Here is a 17,247-nt window from a genome sequence, read left to right as displayed (position 1 = left end):
GGGGGTCGAGCGGGGCTAGCCGATCTGGCTGGGCAGCCAGGTCACCAGGTCGGGGACGAGGAACAGCAGCGACGTCGTGAACAGCTCCGCAGGGAGGAACCAGGCGATTCCGCGGAAGGCGTCCTCGAGCCGCACCCCCGGGGTGCCGGCCAGGACGTAGACGTTGAGCCCCACCGGTGGCGTGATTAGCCCGATCTCGATCATCTTCACGGTGAGGATGGCGAACCAGATGCCGTCGTAGCCGAGGCCCGTGACGACCGGGTACGCCAGCGGCAGCACGATCAGCATGATCGAGATCGGGTCGAGGAACATCCCGAGCGGGATCATGATCCCGAGCAGCACGATGATCAGGACCGCTGGTGGTACCGGCAGGTCCAGCGCCCAGTTCGCGAACGAGTTCGTGATCCCGGCGCTGACGAGGAAGAACGTGAACAGGCTCGCCCCGACCAGGATCGCGAAGATGAAGCTGGTGACCGAGGCGGCCTCGGCGAAGCTGTTCTTCAGGTTCACCGCCAGCTGGCGCGGGCCGTACCGGAACACGTCGGCCAGGAGCATGAGCAGCGCGGCGAGCGCGCCCAGCGACGCCGCCTCGGTGGCTGTGAAGAACCCCGCGTAGATGCCGCCGATCACGATCGCGAACAGCACCGCGATCTTGACCAGGCCGGCGTAGCCCTTCCCCTGCGGCCGGTCGCCCGCGAGGGTCGGACCGTCGTCGACGGCCGCCGGCGCCTGGTTGAAGCCACCGATCGCCGGCCGCAGCCGCACCCGGATGATCACCAGGGTCATGAACACCAGCGCGGACAGGATGCCCGGGATGATCCCGGCGGTCAGCAGCGCGCCGATGGACTCACCGGTGATGATCCCGTAGATGACCAGCACGATGCTGGGCGGGATCAGCACGCTGAGGGTGCCCGCCGCGGCCACGATGCCGGCGGCGAAGGACACGCTGTAGCCGTACTTGCGCATCTCGACGATGGCGACCCGGCCGACGGTCGCCGTGGTGGCCACGCTCGACCCGGACACCGCCCCGAAGCCCGCGCACGCCGCGATCGAGGCCAGCCCGAGGCCGCCGGGCAGCCGGCGGAGCAGTCGGTGGCTGATCCGGAAGACGTCCTCGGCCACCCTCGCATGGGCGGCCAGCACCCCCATGAGGATGAACATGGGTATGACCACGAGCGTGGCCTCGGCGGTCGCCTGGTAGGGCAGCGACCCGAGCGTGCTCGACGCGATGTCGGCGCCGCGGAGCACGACCAGGCCGAGCACGCCGGCCGTGGCCAGCGCGAACGCCACGGGCACGCCGGTGCACAGCAGGACCAGCAGCACGAGGACGGCGAGGACGGTGACCAGGCCGGCGGTCACGACCGGGGACCGTTCTCACCCGGGACGACCGAGGAGTCCGCCTCGGGGTGCTCGTGCCGGGTGGTCGCGGCACCGGTGCGCGCGCCGGTGATCTCGTCGTACGTGGTCAGGGCCAGCTCCAGGACGAGGGCCACGAGGCCGAGCGGGATCACCATCCGGACCGGCCAGATGGGCACGGGAACCAGGCCGAAGCGGAACTCGCCGACCTCGAAGGAGCGGATGGCCACGACCGTCGTCTCGTAGGTGGTCCACAGCAGGACCGCCAGGACGACGACCAGGCCGATCGCGCGCACGACGTGCGCCGTCCGCACGGGCAGGCGCTCGGTGACCAGGTCGACGCCGATGTGCGCCCCGGTGCGCTGCGCGTAGGCCAGGCCGAGGAAGACCAGGCCGGCGAGGAGGACCTCGCTGTACTCGACCACGCCGGGGATGGAGGACCCGGTGAGCTGGCGGACCAGCACGTCCAGCGCGGTGCTCAACATGATGCCCACGATCAGCAGCGCCGCCAGGACGCCGAAGGCGGTCGCCAGCGCGTGGATCGCCCTGCGGACCGGACCGCCCGGGCGGTCCGCCGGCGTCCCGGCGATCGGCGGCACGGAGTGCGTGTCACCGATCAGCGCGTCGGGGGACAACGGATCGTTGTCCCCCGACGCCCCCATCGGTGTGGAACCGCTCAGTTGCCGTTCCGCTCGGCGCAAGCCACGAGGCCGGGCGTGTAGGAGGAGTCAGCGGCGTACTCCTCCAGGGCTGCCTGGTAGTCGTCCAAGAACCCGTCGACCTGGTCCTCGGCGACCCCGGCGCTCACGGCCTGCTCCTGCCAGGCCTGGAGCACGCTGTCACCGACAAGGCCCTCGAACTCCTCGACGTCGGCCTCCGGAAAGACGCCGGGCGTGCCGCCGGCCTCGAGGAAGGTGTCGCAGGTCCTCTCCTCCTCCTCGGCCAGCAGGGCGATGGCATCGGTGACGTACTGGTCGATCTGCTCGTCCATGAACTGGCGGGTCTCCTCCGGGAGCCCGTCCCAGAGGCTCTTGGTGATGACCAGCGCGCCCAGGTTGTAGAGGCCGGTGCCCGGATCGGTCATGTTCGAGGCCACCTCGTTGAGGCTGTTGGCCACCGCGACGTCGAACGGGTACGAGGTGAAGCCGTCGATCACGCCGCGCTCCACGGCCTCGTAGACCTCCGGCGCCGAGAGGGCCACCGGGCTCGCACCGGCCTGCTCGATCGCCTGGCTCAGCAGGCCGACGGCCCGGATCTGCCTGCCCTCGAGGCCGGCGAGCCCCTCCAGCGGCTCGGCGGTGGCGATCATCGTGGGCGCTAGCGGGACGAAGCTGAGCACGTGGACGCCCTGGTCCTCGTACTCGGCGCGGAAGGCCTCGTTGTTCTCGTACAGGGCGTTCATCGCGCGGACCTGGGCCTCGGCGTCGTCGGTCTGGAACGGCACGCCGACGACCTGCGACAGCGGCAGCTCGCCCGGGTAGTAGAGGGCAATCATGAAGCCGAGGTCGGCCCGGCCCTGCGCGACACCGGGCAACGTGTCCGTCGCCGACAGCAGGGACTCCTGGTAGAACTCCTCGACCGTGATGTCGCCCTGCTCCTCGATCGAGTCGAAGTAGTTGGCGATCCCTGTGCTCAGCGACGAGTTCGGCGGCAGGTAGTTCGAGTACTGCCAGTCGAAGGACTGCCCCTCGGCGCCACCCCCGCCACCGCCCCCGCCGCCGGAGTCCCCGCCGCAGGCGGCCAGCGTGGCCACCAGCACCGTCGCCGCGCCTACCGCAGCGGCCCGCTTCGTGCGTTGTGAGCTGTGCACGCCATCTCCTCGATAATCGGTGCTCGGCGGCCCGCCCGACCTCGACGGCCTCTGTGGCGCAGACCACACCACATACGATATATGCGGGTCAAGTAACGAATGTGCGACCGTGATCGACGTGCCGGGACGGGCTCGCACGGATCGGGTGGCCCGTCACGTTCGCCCCGGCTCCGGAGGGCGGCCGAGGTGGGCGGCCGCCCGTGCCGGGGTTCGTGACGATCCATTCCGCGCATCGATACCTGTGACTGCGATCACGACGCTAGGAGACCCGGGGCACCGGATGCAGGGAGAGGATCTCCACCGCGCACCGGCCCGAGTGGCGGATCCCTCCGTAGGGCGGCAGCCGGAGGGGCCCTCGGCCCGCTGCGGCCGGAGCTGGGTGGCCGGACGTGCTGCAGCCCGGACGCACGGTCACCGCCGCGGGGCGGTGAGGACCTTCCCCGGGTTGAGGATCCCGTGCGGGTCCAGCGCCGCCTTGACCGCCTGGTGCATGGCGAGCACGGCGGGCGACACCTCGGCGACCAGCCCGTCGCGCTTGAGCAGCCCGACCCCGTGCTCACCGGTGACCGTGCCGCCGAGCTCCAGGGCGGCGGAGATGATCTCGTGGAACGCCAGCTGGGCGCGGTCGCGGGCGGCCTCGTCGCCGGGCGGGGTGATCAGCAGGGGGTGCAGGTTGCCGTCCCCGGCGTGGGCGATGTTGGCGATGACGATGTCGTGGACCGTGCCGATCCGCTCGATGCGGGCCAGCATCGCCGGGACCGCCGCCTTGGGCACGCACACGTCCTCGGTGAGCACCGGTCCCAGCCGCTCGAGGGCCGGGTAGGCGAGCCGGCGGGCGGCGAACAGCGCGTCCGCCTCCTCCGCGTCGGTGCTGACGGCCGCCCAGGTGGCCCCGGCGCCCTCGAACGCGGCGAGCATCCGCAGGGCCTCGGCGTCCCCGGCCGCCCCGGGGGTGTCCACCCGGCCGAGCAGCACGACCTCGGCGTCGTCGGAGAGCCCCATGTTCTTCCAGGCGTCGACGGCGGCCAGGCAGTGCCGGTCCACCAGCTCGAGCGCCGAGGGGGTGAGCCCGGCCGCGGCGACGGCGGTCACGGCCTCGCCGGCGGACACCACGGAGTCGAAGTACCCGGCCACGGTGCGCTCCGGGTCGCGCAGGGGGCGCAGCCGCACGGTGACCTCGGTGACGATGCCGAGCGTGCCCTCACTGCCGACCATCAGCCCGGTGAGGTCGTACCCCGCGACCCCCTTGGCCGTTCGCCGGCCCAGCCGCACCAGCTCACCGGTCCCGGTGACCACCTGCAGGCCGAGCACGTAGTCACGGGTGACCCCGTACTTCACGCAGCAGACCCCCCCGGCGTTGGTCGCCACATTGCCGCCGATGGTCGACCACGGGGAGCTCGCGGGGTCGGGTGGGTACCAGAGCCCGTGGCCGGCGACGTGGGCGCGCAGGTCGTCGTTGACCACCCCCGGCTGGACGACGGCGAAGCGCTCGAGCTCGTCCACCTCCAGGACGGCGTCCATCGCCTCCAGGGAGACCACCACGCAGCCGGCGGTGGCGTTGGCCCCGCCGGACAGCCCGGTGCCGGCACCCCGCGGGACCACCGGCGTGCGGTGCTCGATGCACTCGCGGACGACCGCCTGCACCTCCTCGGCCGTGCGCGGGCGGACCGCGGCGACCGGGAGCACGTTCTCCGCCCACTCGGCCTCGTCGTGGGCGTAGGAGGCCAGTACGTCCGGGTCGGTGACGACCCGGTCGCCCGGCAGCGCCGCCCGCAGGGACGCCACCAGGCCGGGGGCCGCGCCGCCAGGTTCCCCCGTCGCGGATCCGCTCGTGCCGCTGATGGTGGGGGTCCCCGTCGTCATCCTGACGAGAGTAGGTGTGGCGCCTGACACACTCAACGGACGATGTGTCCACAGCCTGCCGCGGCAGGTGGCCCGACCGTCCACCCGGGGAGGGAACCGGCCGTGACCGACCGCTCCGCCACGTGGCTGCACCTGCTCGCGTCCGACGCCCCCGCCGAGGACCTCGGTGCCTCCCGGGCGCGATTCCTGGCCGACCCGGCCGTCCCGCCGGCGGAGCGCGCCCGGATCGAGGAGGAGGCGTCCGCGGCGGGCCGGGTCCGCGAGCTGCTGACCGCCGGCCGCCGCCACTCCCGGGAGCTTGTCGTGCTCAACGACCTCGCCCGACGGCTGGGGTCGATGCACGACCCGGGTGAGGTGCTTCAGGAGGTGGCCGCCCAGTCCCGTCGCCTACTGGACGCCGACGTGGCCTACCTGATGCTGCGGCGCCCCGAGGGGCTGCGCATCGAGGTCGTCGACGGCTCCATGGGCGGGGCGCTGCGCGGGATCACGCTCCGGGAGGGGGAGGGCATAGGTGGCGAGGTGCTGCGCACCGGTCGGCCGATGTGGACCGAGTCCTACCTCACCGACCCGCGGGTCCGGAAGCTCGCGCACATGCACGTGGCGGCGCGCAGCGAGCAGCTGGGCGGCATCCTCGGCCTGCCGCTCCAGGTCGGCGGCGAGACCATCGGTGTCCTCCTGGCCGGCGATCGCCGCGCGCGCCGCTTCGCCGACCACGACATCGAACTGCTGGCCGGGCTCGCCGCGCACGCCGCCGTCGCCCTGCGCAACGCGCAGCTCATCGACCAGCTCCGCGGGACCGCCGGAGAGCTGGAGCGGCGCAACGCCGAGCTGCGCCGCTCGGAGGAGCAGCGCGAGCGCGCGGCCGCGCTGCGCGACCTGGTCACCACCGCCGTCATCGGGGGCGGTGGGGTGCCCGCCGTCGCCCGGGCGCTGGAGCGGGCGGTCGGTGGCGAGGTGCAGGTCTGGGACCTCACCGGCCGGCGGCTGGACGCCGCTCCCCCGCCGGGTGGGCCGGGCATCGATGCAGTGGGGCCGGCCGACAGGGCCTCCGTGGCGGACTGGCTGGCCGTCCCCGGGCCGCGCGCGGTCCGGGCCGGCGGCCGTCCCGGGATGGTTACCCCGGTGGCACTCACCGACGGGCCCGCCGGTTGCCTGGTCGTCTGGGACGTCGACGGGACGGATCCGGAGCTCTCCGGCCTGCTGCAGACGGCAGCGACGTCACTGGCGCTCGTCGTGGTCACCGAGCGGGCGGTCGCCCTCGCCGAGCTGCGCAGCAGGGGTGAGTTCGTGCAGTCCCTCCTCGCCGGCGACGGGGACGATGCGGCCGCGCGGCGGCGGGGGCGCTCGGCCGGGGTCGACCTCGACGCGGTCACCTCCGTGGCGGTGCTGGACCCCGGCCCGGGCGACCTACAGCCCGCTGCCCGGGCCGCGGCCCGGCTGGCCGAGGGGGCGCGCGGCTGGTCCGCGGAGCACCAGGGCCGGGTCGTGGTTCTCCTGACCGGCCCCGACGCGGAGGATGCCTGCGACTGGCTGCACGCGCCGGGCGCGCCGCTGCCCGCCGCCGTCGGGGTGGCGCCGTGCAGCGGCGGCGCCGCGGCGGTCCGGGCGGCGCACGAGGAGGCCCGGCAGACCGCGACCCTGCTGCACGCCCTGGGGCGCCCGGACGTCGCGGCCACCTCGGCGGCCTTCGGGGTCTATCGGGCGCTGCTCAGCCCGGCCGGCCGAGGGGAGCTGCGGACCTTCATCCGCGCGACGCTGGGGCCGGTGCTGGACTGGGACGAGCAGCGCAACCGGAACCTCGTCGACACCGTGGCCAGCTTTCTGCGCAACGCCCAGCACCACGCCCGCACGTGCGCCGAGCTGCACGTGCACGCCAACACGCTGTACCAGCGGCTGGACCGGGTGACCGAGCTGCTCGGCCCGGACTGGCGGGACCCCGACCGGGTGCTGCAGCTGCAGCTGGCGCTCGTCCTCCGGTCGCTCGCCGCGGCCGTGCCCCAGGCGGGCTGAGCCGCGGCGGCTCAGCCGCGGCCGAGGCCCAGCACGTGCCCGGCGATGTGGTCGAGGATCAGGTTGTTGGAGACCGGCGCGACCAGGTACAGCCGGGACTCGCGGAACTTGCGCTCGACGTCGTACTCGGCGGCCATGCCGTAGCCGCCGAGCGTCGTCATCGCCGCGTTGGCGGCCGCCCACGCCGCCTCCGAGGCGAGCAGCTTGGCCACGTTGGCGTCCGTGCCCCGGGTCTCCCCCCGGTCGAAGAGCTCGGCCGCCCGGTCGCGCACCAGCGAGGCTGCCTGCATGTCCGCCCAGGCCCGGGCCAGCGGGAACGACACGCCCTGGTTGTCGCCGATCGGCTTGCCGAAGACGACCCGGTCGCGGGCGTAGGCCGACGCGGTGTCGAGGAACCAGCGGGCGTCGCCGATGCTCTCGCTGGCCAGGAGGATGCGCTCGGCGTTCATCCCGCTGAGGACGTGCCGGAACCCCTGCCCCTCGACGCCGACCAGCGCGTCGGCCGGCAGCACCAGGTCGTCGATGAAGACCGCGTTGGTCTCGTGGTTGACCATGGTGTTGATCGGCTCGGCCCGGACCGCGGAGCCCGCTGCGCGGAGGTCCACCAGGAACAGGCTCAGCCCTTCGGTGCGTCTGGCCACCTGGTCACGGGGCGTGGTCCGCGCCAGCAGCAGCATGAGGTCGCTGTGCTGCACGCGGGAGATCCACATCTTGCGACCGTTGACGACGTAGCCCTCGGGGGTCCGGCGGGCGAACGTGGTGATCCGCGTGGTGTCCGACCCGGCGTCGGGCTCGGTGATGGCGAACGCCTGCAGCCGTAGCTTGCCCGCGGCGATCTCCGGCAGGTAGCTGCGCTTCTGCGCATCGGACCCGTGCCGCAGCAGCGCGCCCATCGTGTACATCTGCGCATGGCAGGCCGATGTGCTGGCCCCCGTGCTGTTGATCTCCTCCATGATCACCGACGCCTCGGCCAGGCCCAGGCCGCCGCCCCCGTACTGCTCGGGGATGAGCACCGAGAGCCAACCGGCGTCGGTGAGCGCCCGGACGAACTCCTCCGGGTACTCGCGGGCGGCGTCGCAGCGGCGCCAGTACTCCGCCGGGAAGGAGGACGCCAGCTCGCGGACGCCGGCGCGCAGGTCGTCCAGGTCGGTCTCTGCCATGGTCAGCCCCTCGTGGTGGTCTCGAGCGGAGTCACCGGCGCGGTGAACCGCCGCAGGGCCTCGCCCTGGTGCTCGTGGTAGCGGGCAACGTTGCCCATCTTGATCTCCTCGTACCCGCGCACCATGTCCGGCAGCCCTGCGAGCTCGACGGCCACCCGGTGGTTGGCCGGGGTGAGCTCCTCCGCCAGGCGGTGCACCAGCTCCTGGTACTCCTCGATCAGCGCCCGCTCGGTCCGCCGGACCTCGGTGTGGCCGAACGGGTCCAGGACCGTCCCGCGGAGCCGGCGCAGCCCGTAGAGGGTGCGCAGCACCGGGCGGGCGGCGCGCGCGTCGACCGCCACCTTGTCCCTGCGGCCGAGGTAGCGCAGCAGCGGCGGGTGCAGGCGGTAGCTGTAGCGCGCCCCGCGGCCGAAGCGGGCCGTCACGTCGGCCTCGACGGCGGGATCGATGCAGAGCCGTGCGACCTCGTACTCGTCCTTGTAGGACATGAGCTTGTACAGCCCGAGCGCGACCGCCTCGGCCAGCTCCCCGCTGCCGGGCACGACGCGGTCCTCGGCCACCCGCACGCGCTCGACCAGGTCGGCATAGCGGCGCGCCCAGGCCAGGTCCTGGTAGCCGACGAGGTCGGGCACCCGGGCGGCGACGACGCGGGCCAGCTCCGACCCCGCCGGCGCCTGCACCTCGCCCACGACCGCCGCCACCTCGGGTGCGAGCGGCCGGGGCCCGGGCGCCGCCGGGGACAGCTCCGCGACGTCGGCCGCGAGCCGGTCAGGGTCGGCCACGGCCTGCCGGCCGCGGCGGAACGCCTGCACGTTGGTCTCCACGGCGGCGCCGTTGACGGCGATGGCCTCCTCGATCGCCGCAGCCGGCACCGGGAGGGCGCCGGCCTGGTAGGCGGCGCCGAGCAACAGGACGTTGGCCGACTGGTCGCTGCCGAACAGCTGCTGGGTCAGCCGGTGCGCGTCGAGGAAGACCGCGGCCGCACCCCGGGTCGCCGCCCGGATCCGGTCCTGCAGGTCCGGCTGGGACGGGAAGGAGACGTCGGGGTGGGTGACCATCGCCCCGGTGGCCACCTGGGCGGTCGACACCACGGCGACCGTGCGGGCCGGGTCGGTCACCGCGAGGTTCTTCGGCTCGGCCGCCACCAGGATGTCGCAGCCCAGCAGGAGGTCGCACTCCTCCCCCGCCACCCGTGCGGCCTGTACCACCGGGCCGCGCGTGAACTTCAGGTCCGACACGACGGCACCGCCCTTCTGGGCCATGCCGGTCTGGTCCATGCCGCGCACGTGCAGTCCGCCGAGCTGCGCGGCCGTGGCCAGGACCTGGGCGACCGTGACCACGCCGGTGCCGCCGATCCCGACGATGCGGAGGCTGAAGTCCTCGACCGCCACCCGTGCCGCCGGCTCCGGCAGCGTCGCGGGATCGAGCCCGGCGGCGACCGGCCGCCGAGCGGTCACGCCGGGCACCACGGAGAGGAAGGAGGGGCAGTCGCCGGCCAGGCAGGTGTAGTCCTTGTTGCAGGAGGCCTGGTGGATCTGGGTCTTGCGGCCGAACTCGGTGTCCACCGGGACGACCGAGAGGCAGTTGGACTTCTGCCCGCAGTCGCCGCACCCTTCGCAGACCCGCTCGTTGATCAGCACGCGGGTGGCCGGCTCCGGGAGCAGCCCGCGCTTGCGCCGGCGCCGCTTCTCCGTGGCGCACTCCTGGTCGTGCACCAGCACGGTGACGCCGGGTACGCGGGCCAGCTCCTCCTGCGCCTCGACCAGCCGGTCGCGGTGCCAGACCGTCGTCGTGCCGGGGAGGCGGACCCGCCGATACCTCTCGGGCTGGTCGGTCGTGACGATGATGCGGGCGACGCCCTCGGCGGTCAGCATCGCCGCCAGCGCCGGCACCGTCATCCCGCCCTGGGCGCTCTGCCCGCCGGTCATGGCGACGGCGGAGTTGTAGAGCAGCTTGTAGGTGATGTCGACGCCGGCGGCGACCGCCGCGCGGACGGCCAGGCTCCCGGAGTGGTGGAACGTGCCGTCCCCGATGTTCTGCACCATGTGCGGCACGTCGACGAACGGGGCCATGCCGATCCACTGGCTGCCCTCGCCGCCCATCTGCATGAGCACGCTGACGTCGCCTACCGTCTCCGGATCCATCAGCACGGCTAGGGAGCTGCAGCCGGTGCCGGTCCCGATGAGAGTGCCCTCCGGCGCGGCCATCGACGTGCTGTGCGGGCAACCGGAGCAGTAGTACGGCGTCCGGCTGAGCAGCGGGAGGAGCGCCGGCCGGCGCTCCTCCCGCGCGGCCCGCTCCCCGCGGGCGATCGACCAGGCCTCGACCGACGGCAAGCCGCCCAGAGCCAGCAGCCGGCGGGCCAGCACCCCGGCCAGCAGGTCCGGCTCGAGCTCCCCCGAGACCGGCACGAGGGTGCGGCCGTCGGGCCCGGTCTTGCCGTGCACGGCCGGGGCGCCGGGGCGGCCGTAGAGGACCCGCACGACGGCGGTCTCGATGAACGACCGCTTCTCCTCCACGACGACGATCTCGCGGAGACCCTCGGCGAAGGACCGGACGATGCCCGGCTCGACCGGCGCCACCATGCCGAGCTTGAGCAGCCGGACGCCCCGGCGCCGGCACTCCGCCTCGTCGAGGCCCAGCGCCGCCAGCGCCTGGCAGACATCGAGGTAGGTCTTGCCCGCGGCGACGATGCCGATGCGGTCGTCGGGTCCCGAGCGCTCGATGCGGTCCAGGCCGTTCGCCGCCGCGTACCGTTGGGCGATCAGCGGGCGCTGGTGGTAGAGGGTGGCCTCCAGCTCACCCGAGGTCGGCTGCAGGAGCATGCCGCGGACCTCGTGCCGGAACGCCCGCCCGTCGATGGTCGTGTCCGGCCGCACCGGCACGATCCGGTCGGGGTGGACCTCCACGGTGCCGGAGCCGTCCGCCACGTCGGTGACCACCTTGACGCCGACCCACAGACCCGAGGCGCGGGACAGGGCGATCCCGTGCAGCCCCAAGTCCAAGGCGTCCTGCGCGTCCGCGGGGTAGAGCACCGGCATCCCGACGGCCGCCAGGGTCGCCTCCGAGGCGTTCGGCATGGTCGAGGACTTCGCCGACGGGTCGTCGCCGACGAGGGCGAGCACGCCGCCGTCCGGCGCGGCGCCAGCCATGTTGCCGTGCCGGAGGGCGTCGACGGCGCGGTCGACGCCGGGCGCCTTGCCGTACCAGATCCCGGTCACCCCGTCGTAGCGCCGCTCCGGGCGGGTCTGCGCCAGTTGGCTGCCGGCCACGGCGGTGGCGGCCAGCTCCTCGTTGACCCCCGGGCGGAACACGATGTCGTGCTCCTCGAGCAACGTGCCGCGGCGCCCGAGCTCCAGGTCGAGGCCGCCGAGCGGCGAGCCGGGGTAACCGGAGATGAACCCGGCCGGCCGGCGGCCACGCCGACGGTCGGCCCGGACCTGGTCCAGGGCGACGCGGACGAGCGCCTGGATGCCCGTGACGTGCAGGAGTCCCGCCGCCTGGCGGTAGCGGTCCTCGACCTGTGCAGCGGTGCTCATGTCGCTCCTAGGAAGGCGGCCGCACGGCGGTCAGCCGTGCACCAGCAGGCCGCGGATGGTCGTCCCCGCCGCCTGGTCGGCGTACCCCTGGCGCAGCTCCTCGATCGAGTAGCGCCGAGTGATCAGCGAGTCCAGCTCGAGCTGCCCGTCCTGGTGCATGCGCAGCAGCGCGGGGATGTCGTGGAAGGGGTTGCAGCCGCCGAACAGCGAGCCCTGGATCCGCTGCTCGAAAACGGTGATCGGGTTCCCAAGGAGGGACAGGGTGGTCTCGGTCGCGATGCCGGCGAGCGCCGTCAGGACCAGGGTCCCGCCCTTGCCCACGCAGCGCACCGCTCCCTTGGTGGTCTCCGCGTCCAGCTCGCCGGTGGTCAGGACCACGACGTCGGCCCCCACCCCGTGCGAGAGCTGGTGGGCCAGGTCCGCGGCGGTGCGGGTGTCCTCGGCCGTGTGGGTCGCACCGACCGTCGTGGCGAACTCTCGCTTGAACGGGACGGGGTCCACGGCGACGATGTGCGCCGCCCCCACGTGCGCCGCGCCCTGGACGGCGTTGACGCCGACGCCGCCGGTCCCGATCACGACCACCGTGTCGCCGGGCTTGACCCCGCCGGCGTACACGGCCGACCCCCAGCCGGTGGGCACGCTGCAGGAGAGCAGCGCCGCCGTGTCCATCGGCACCCACGGCTCGATGCGCACGCAGGAGTACTCGCTCAGCAGGGTGTGCCGGGCGAAGGCGCCGACCATGCAGTAGCCCCCCAGCGCCTCGCCGTCCAGGGTGAACGGCCAGGTCCCGGTGGGCAGCTGCCCGGTGGCGATCGTGGCACCGACGTCGCAGAGGTTGGAGCGCCCGGAGGCACACCACCGGCAGTGCCCGCAGGCGGGCAGGAAGCTCGTGATCACGTGATCGCCGGCCTGCACCCGGGTGACCCCGGCCCCGACGGCCAGCACCGTGCCCGAGCCTTCATGGCCACCCACGATCGGGTACCGCCCGCCCGCGTTGGCCTTCCGCAGGTGCTCGTCGGAGTGGCAGAGCCCGGCGTAGGCCATCTCGACCAGCACCTCACCGGGCCCGGGCTCCGCGACCTCCAGCTCGACGACTTCGTAGTCCGTACCGGCGTCCCGCAGCACGGCCCCATGGGTCCTCACGCGTCGTTTCCCTCCAGTCGGTCGGGGCGGGGGCCGGTACCTGCGACACCCGCCCGGTGCACGGTCACCGCAGTGGTCCAGGAGGTGCCGCCGCCCGGGCGCGCGACGGCGGCCGCGGCCCGCCGGCCGTCCAGTCCGAGGTGCACCCGACCCCCTCCCGCCGGTCAGGGCGAATCCGCCCAGCGACCGGGCGACGCTAACATATTTTTTGTACGGAACGAGGCGTCGACGAACTGTCAGGCGTCGACCGCCTCGTGGGTGTTGACGCCGGGGATCCGGCGCACCGATCCCCAGCCGAACCGCGCCCAGGCCACCAGCAGCGCGGCGCCGATGAGCGCGCCGAGGCTGTCCCGCACCAGGTCGCCGTTGGTGTCGTCGTTGCCCTCGGACAGGTCGGTGCCCAGCCACGCGTCCGAGCGCCACTCGTAGATCTCCCACAGCGCCCCGACGGTGATCCCGAGCGCCGCGGTGACCACGGCGATGCCCACGTAGTGCCGCAGGTGCGTCTCGTCCCGCGGGTCCGGGACGACGTCGGCGCGGGCGAGCGCGATGTAGACCACCGGCGCGGTGAGCATCGGGAGCGTGAGGTGCACCAGGTCGTCGAAGCGGACGAACCGGTCGTAGAGCCCCCACACCTCCCCGAAGCCCTGCAGCGCCATGCCGACGACGACCGACAGGTCGTAGACCCGCGGCAGGTTCACCCCGCGGGCCACGAGGGTGACCGTGCCCATGACGGCGAGCACCGCGGCGGCCCCGGCGTCCCCCGCGACGGCGTACCAGAGGGCTCCGCCCAGGATCGCCAGCCGGAGCAGGTCGATGCCGTCCCGGACGACCGGCGTCCAGTCCCCGAGCAGGAGGCGGCGGGCGTCCACGGCGGTCAGCCAGACTCGGCGATCCGCTTGATCGCCGCCAGGGTGACCGGGATGCCCTCGTGGGCCTGGCGGGTGCGCTGGGCGATCTGCTCCTCTGCGGCGTCGCCGTAGCGCTCGGCGAAGAAGGCGAGCCCGGCCGGGAGGAACGCCCAGGACTCGGTGAGCTCGGTGCCGCCGTCGGCCGGCCGCATCGCGAAGGTCCAGCGAACGAACCCGTCCCCGACCTCCCAGGCGAACTCCCGGCCGCGGTCGGCCACCGCCACCTCCGAGCGGGTCTCCCAGGTCCGCTCGGGGGTGACGTTGCGGCCGGTGAACCGGTCCCCCACCCGTCCGGTGGCCCCCTCGTCCCACCAGCACGCCGCGCAGATCGGGCTCCACTCGCCGGTGCGGGTCACGTCGGACACGAGGTCGTAGAGGGCCTCCGGGGACGCCGCGACGGCGACCGACCCCGAGTGGCGCAGCTCGCTCATCGGGGCAGTCTCGCAGTTGTCATGCGTGACCGCGGATCGGCCGGGGGTAAGCCCGCCGCCGTGGAAGAGCTGCTGCAGCACGTCGTCAACGTGCTGGTCGTCATCGTCGAGGCGTGCGGCGCGGCCGTCATCATCATCGGCGCCGTGTGGGCGTTCCTGCTCTTCGTCTGGGTCGGCCTGCGCGACCGGAGCACGCGGGCGTTCGTCCCCGTCCGGCTCACGCTGGGCCGCTTCCTCGCGCTCGGCCTGGAGTTCCAGCTGGCCGCCGACGTCCTCAAGACCGCGGTGGCGCCGAGCTGGGAGGAGATCGGCCAGCTGGCGGCGATCGCGGCCATCCGGACGGCGCTGAACTACTTCCTGGGCAAGGAGATCGCCGAGGAGAAGCGCCAGATCGCCGAGGACGAGGACGAGGACGACGACGAGGACGACGACGGGGACGACGACGAGGGCGACGACGACTCCTCGACGGACCCGACCGACCACCGGCGCGCCGGGCGGACCGTGTGAGCTCGACCTTCGCCGCGGTCACCGGTGTGATGTCCCAGGTCGTCGCCGGGATCGCCCTGGTCTCCGGCGGGCTCGCGCTCGCCGTGACCCGCCGCCCGGCCCTGGCCCTGGGCATCCTGCTCGACCTGCTCGTCGCCGCCGGCCTGCTCCGGCTCGCCGGCGACCCGGACTGGCGCGCCATCCTCTCTACGGCGGCCGTCGTCGCCCTCCGCCACCTGGTGAGCTACGGGCTGCGGCTGGGCGCCGTTTCGGTGCACCGTGGCCCGGCCGGCGGCGGCGCGGGCCACCGGCCGCTGCCCCGGCGGCTGCAGGACCTCGCACACCGGGCGCTCCGCCCGGCCTGGCGGCCCTGAGCCGGAGGGACCGGTGGGCCCCGGTCCCCGGGAGTTGCGCCGCTCCACCAGACGGGCGAGGTCGTGGACCGGGCCGTCCCGGCGCTGCTGATCGGCCTGGCCCGGGTACGCGGTGACCGACCAGGCGGCGTTCGCCGTCGTCGCCCACCTCGGCACCCCCGTCGGTCCGGAGCGCCCCGTGCGCGGCCGGCGCACCGGTTCCCGGGAGTGCGCCGCTCCGCGGCCGGGTACCGGGCACGCATGGCCGACACCCAGGACGGACCCGAGCTGCACCCGGTGACGCGCGAGCTGGCGAACGGCGCCAACTACGCCGCGATCAGCACGCTGCTGCCGAGCGGTCGCATCCAGACCCAGTACATCTGGGTGGGCACCGACGGCGACCGGCTGTACGTCAACACCGAGCCGCACCGCCAGAAGTTCAAGGACCTGGAGCGCGATCCGCGGGTCACCCTGGCGATCCGGGACGAGTCCAACCCCTACCGGTACGCCGAGGTGCGCGGCCGGGTGGTGAGGACCGAGCGCGGGCAGGCCGCCCGCGACCGGATCGACGAGCTGTCCCTGAAGTACGAGGGCAAGCCGTACCCGGCCGACCAGATCAAGACCGAGCGGGTCACTGTCTGGATCGAGCCCGAGCGGCAGACGATCGCGGGCTGACCGCCCGGCGCACCGGCACGACCGACCCGACGGGCACCCCACCGTCCGGGCGCCGCGCAACCAGCCGGGCACCGCGAGCTGCGCCGGCCGCACCGCTGGTCGGACGACCCGGTCGCGGGTGACCACGCAGGCAGCGGGTAGGGGCCGACCGCGGCGCGAACGATCGAGACCAGGTCATCAGCGCGGGAGCGCGGCGCCGCCCATGCGAGGAGGACACGTGAAGGCAGTGGTGTGGCACGGCGTCGGGGACATCCGGCTCGACGACGTCCCCGACCCGACCATCCAGGACCCGACCGACGCGATCGTCGAGATCACCGCGAGCGCCATCTGCGGCACCGACCTGCACTTCGTGCGCGGCACGATGTCGGGCATGGTCGAGGGCACGATCCTCGGTCACGAAGCGGTGGGCGTGGTGCGCGAGACCGGCCCGGGAGTGCGCAACCTGCGCCCCGGTGACCGGGTCGTCATCCCGTCGACCATCGGCTGCGGCACCTGCTCGTACTGCCGCGCCGGCTACTACGCGCAGTGCGACAACGCGAACCCGAACGGCGCGTCGGCCGGCACCTGCTTCTTCGGCGGGCCGCAGACCACCGGCCCGGTCGACGGCCTGCAGGCCCAGTACGCACGCATCCCGTTCGCGAACGTCGGACCGGTCTGGCTGCCCGAGGAGGTGGGCGACGACGCCGCCATCATGCTGTCGGACATCTACCCGACCGCCTGGTTCGGTGCCCGCCTGGCCGAGGTCGCCCAGGGCGACACCGTGCTGGTGCTCGGTGCCGGCCCGGTCGGCCAGTTCGCGGTCACCAGCGCCTTCCAGCAGGGCGCCGGCCGCGTGCTGGTCGTGGACGGCATCGCCTCCCGGCTCGACCAGGCCCGTGCGCGCGGTGCCGAGGCGATCGACTTCAACGCCGAGGACCCGGTCGCCGTCGTCAAGGACCTGACCGGCGGCATCGGGGTGGACCGGGTCATCGACGCCGTCGGCGTCGATGCCCAGCGGCCGAAGCGCGGCCCGGCCGCGGAGGCCGCCGAGCAGCAGGCAGGGCAGTTCGACCAGGAGCGGTCCCAGGTCGCCCCGGAGCAGAACCCGCACGGCGACACCTGGGTGCCCGGTGACGCGCCCAGCCAGTCGCTGCAGTGGGCGGTGGAGTCGGTGGCCAAGGCCGGCAGCATCGGGATCATCGGCGTCTACCCGCCGCAGATGACCAGCTTCCCGACCGGTGCGGCGATGAACAAGAACCTGACGGTGAAGATGGGCAACTGCAACCACCGCCGGTACGTGCCGCACCTGCTGGACCTGGTGCGCACCGGCGCGATCGACCCGTCCACCGTCCTGACGCAGGCGGAGGACATGCCCACCGTGCTGGACGCGTACGAGACGTTCGACCAGCGGCAGAGCGGCTGGACGAAGGTCGTGCTCGCGCCGTCCTGACGGAGCGCCCGGCACGGGACCGGCCCGGTCCCGTGCCGGCGGGGCGTCGCGGTCGCCGTGGCGACCGCGACGCCCGGTCAG

14 protein-coding genes are annotated in these 17,247 nt (G+C 73.6%); 5 read left to right on the top strand and 9 right to left on the bottom strand.

Going from position 1 to position 17,247, the window contains the following annotated elements:
- Positions 1-15 precede the first annotated feature (15 nt).
- From BD833_RS05375 to BD833_RS05360, 4 genes are all read right to left on the bottom strand, one after another.
- Complete coding sequence (locus tag BD833_RS05375; RefSeq protein ID WP_166532109.1) at positions 16-1,359, bottom strand: TRAP transporter large permease; 1,344 nt, start codon at positions 1,357-1,359, stop codon at positions 16-18.
- A complete protein-coding gene (locus tag BD833_RS05370) occupies positions 1,356-1,991 on the bottom strand; it encodes a TRAP transporter small permease subunit (protein WP_166532108.1) in 636 nt (211 codons plus the stop codon). Before BD833_RS05370 ends, BD833_RS05375 begins: the two co-directional genes overlap by 4 nt.
- Before the next feature lie 41 nt (positions 1,992-2,032).
- Complete coding sequence (dctP, locus tag BD833_RS05365) at positions 2,033-3,166, bottom strand: TRAP transporter substrate-binding protein DctP (protein WP_166532107.1); 1,134 nt, start codon at positions 3,164-3,166, stop codon at positions 2,033-2,035.
- Between the two features lie 411 nt (positions 3,167-3,577).
- Complete coding sequence (locus BD833_RS05360) at positions 3,578-5,029, bottom strand: FAD-binding oxidoreductase (RefSeq protein WP_166532106.1); 1,452 nt, start codon at positions 5,027-5,029, stop codon at positions 3,578-3,580.
- A 102-nt stretch (positions 5,030-5,131) separates the two neighbouring features.
- Between BD833_RS05360 and BD833_RS05355 the strand changes: the two genes are divergently transcribed.
- Complete coding sequence (locus BD833_RS05355) at positions 5,132-7,039, top strand: helix-turn-helix domain-containing protein (RefSeq protein WP_166532105.1); 1,908 nt, start codon at positions 5,132-5,134, stop codon at positions 7,037-7,039.
- An 11-nt stretch (positions 7,040-7,050) separates the two neighbouring features.
- Here BD833_RS05355 and BD833_RS05350 read toward each other — a convergent pair whose 3' ends face one another.
- From BD833_RS05350 to BD833_RS05330, 5 genes are all read right to left on the bottom strand, one after another.
- On the bottom strand, positions 7,051-8,199 hold the full coding sequence (locus BD833_RS05350; RefSeq protein ID WP_166532104.1) for an acyl-CoA dehydrogenase family protein: 1,149 nt from the start codon (positions 8,197-8,199) through the stop codon (positions 7,051-7,053).
- A 2-nt stretch (positions 8,200-8,201) separates the two neighbouring features.
- Entirely contained in the window at positions 8,202-11,738 is a 3,537-nt protein-coding gene (locus BD833_RS05345) for an indolepyruvate ferredoxin oxidoreductase family protein (protein ID WP_166532103.1), read from the bottom strand.
- 30 nt (positions 11,739-11,768) lie between these two features.
- A complete protein-coding gene (locus tag BD833_RS05340; RefSeq protein ID WP_166532102.1) occupies positions 11,769-12,881 on the bottom strand; it encodes an NDMA-dependent alcohol dehydrogenase in 1,113 nt (370 codons plus the stop codon).
- A gap of 236 nt (positions 12,882-13,117) precedes the next feature.
- Positions 13,118-13,753: a DUF2238 domain-containing protein gene (locus tag BD833_RS05335; protein WP_166532101.1), complete on the bottom strand. Its 636-nt coding sequence runs from the start codon at positions 13,751-13,753 to the stop codon at positions 13,118-13,120.
- Positions 13,754-13,758: 5 nt separating this feature from the next.
- The gene (locus tag BD833_RS05330) at positions 13,759-14,223 is read right to left on the bottom strand and encodes an SRPBCC family protein (protein WP_166532100.1); all 465 of its coding nucleotides are present in this window, start codon (positions 14,221-14,223) and stop codon (positions 13,759-13,761) included.
- A 60-nt stretch (positions 14,224-14,283) separates the two neighbouring features.
- On the opposite strand from BD833_RS05330, the gene BD833_RS05325 reads away from it, so the two are divergent.
- From BD833_RS05325 to BD833_RS05310, 4 genes are all read left to right on the top strand, one after another.
- Complete coding sequence (locus BD833_RS05325; protein ID WP_166532099.1) at positions 14,284-14,730, top strand: DUF1622 domain-containing protein; 447 nt, start codon at positions 14,284-14,286, stop codon at positions 14,728-14,730.
- Positions 14,727-15,083, top strand: coding sequence for a DUF1622 domain-containing protein (locus tag BD833_RS05320; protein ID WP_208092359.1), 357 nt, complete (start codon positions 14,727-14,729; stop codon positions 15,081-15,083). Before BD833_RS05325 ends, BD833_RS05320 begins: the two co-directional genes overlap by 4 nt.
- A 240-nt stretch (positions 15,084-15,323) precedes the next feature.
- Positions 15,324-15,737, top strand: a complete 414-nt coding sequence (locus tag BD833_RS05315) for a TIGR03618 family F420-dependent PPOX class oxidoreductase (protein ID WP_166532098.1) — start codon at positions 15,324-15,326, stop codon at positions 15,735-15,737.
- A gap of 217 nt (positions 15,738-15,954) precedes the next feature.
- Positions 15,955-17,166 (top strand): zinc-dependent alcohol dehydrogenase, encoded by a 1,212-nt coding sequence (locus BD833_RS05310; RefSeq protein ID WP_166532097.1) that lies wholly within the window; start codon positions 15,955-15,957, stop codon positions 17,164-17,166.
- The last annotated feature ends 81 nt before the right edge of the window (positions 17,167-17,247 follow it).

The sequence above is a fragment of the Blastococcus xanthinilyticus genome (assembly GCF_008124835.1).
In the GTDB taxonomy this organism is placed as follows: domain Bacteria; phylum Actinomycetota; class Actinomycetes; order Mycobacteriales; family Geodermatophilaceae; genus Blastococcus; species Blastococcus xanthinilyticus.
This window is presented reverse-complemented; position numbering and strand designations above follow the sequence as displayed.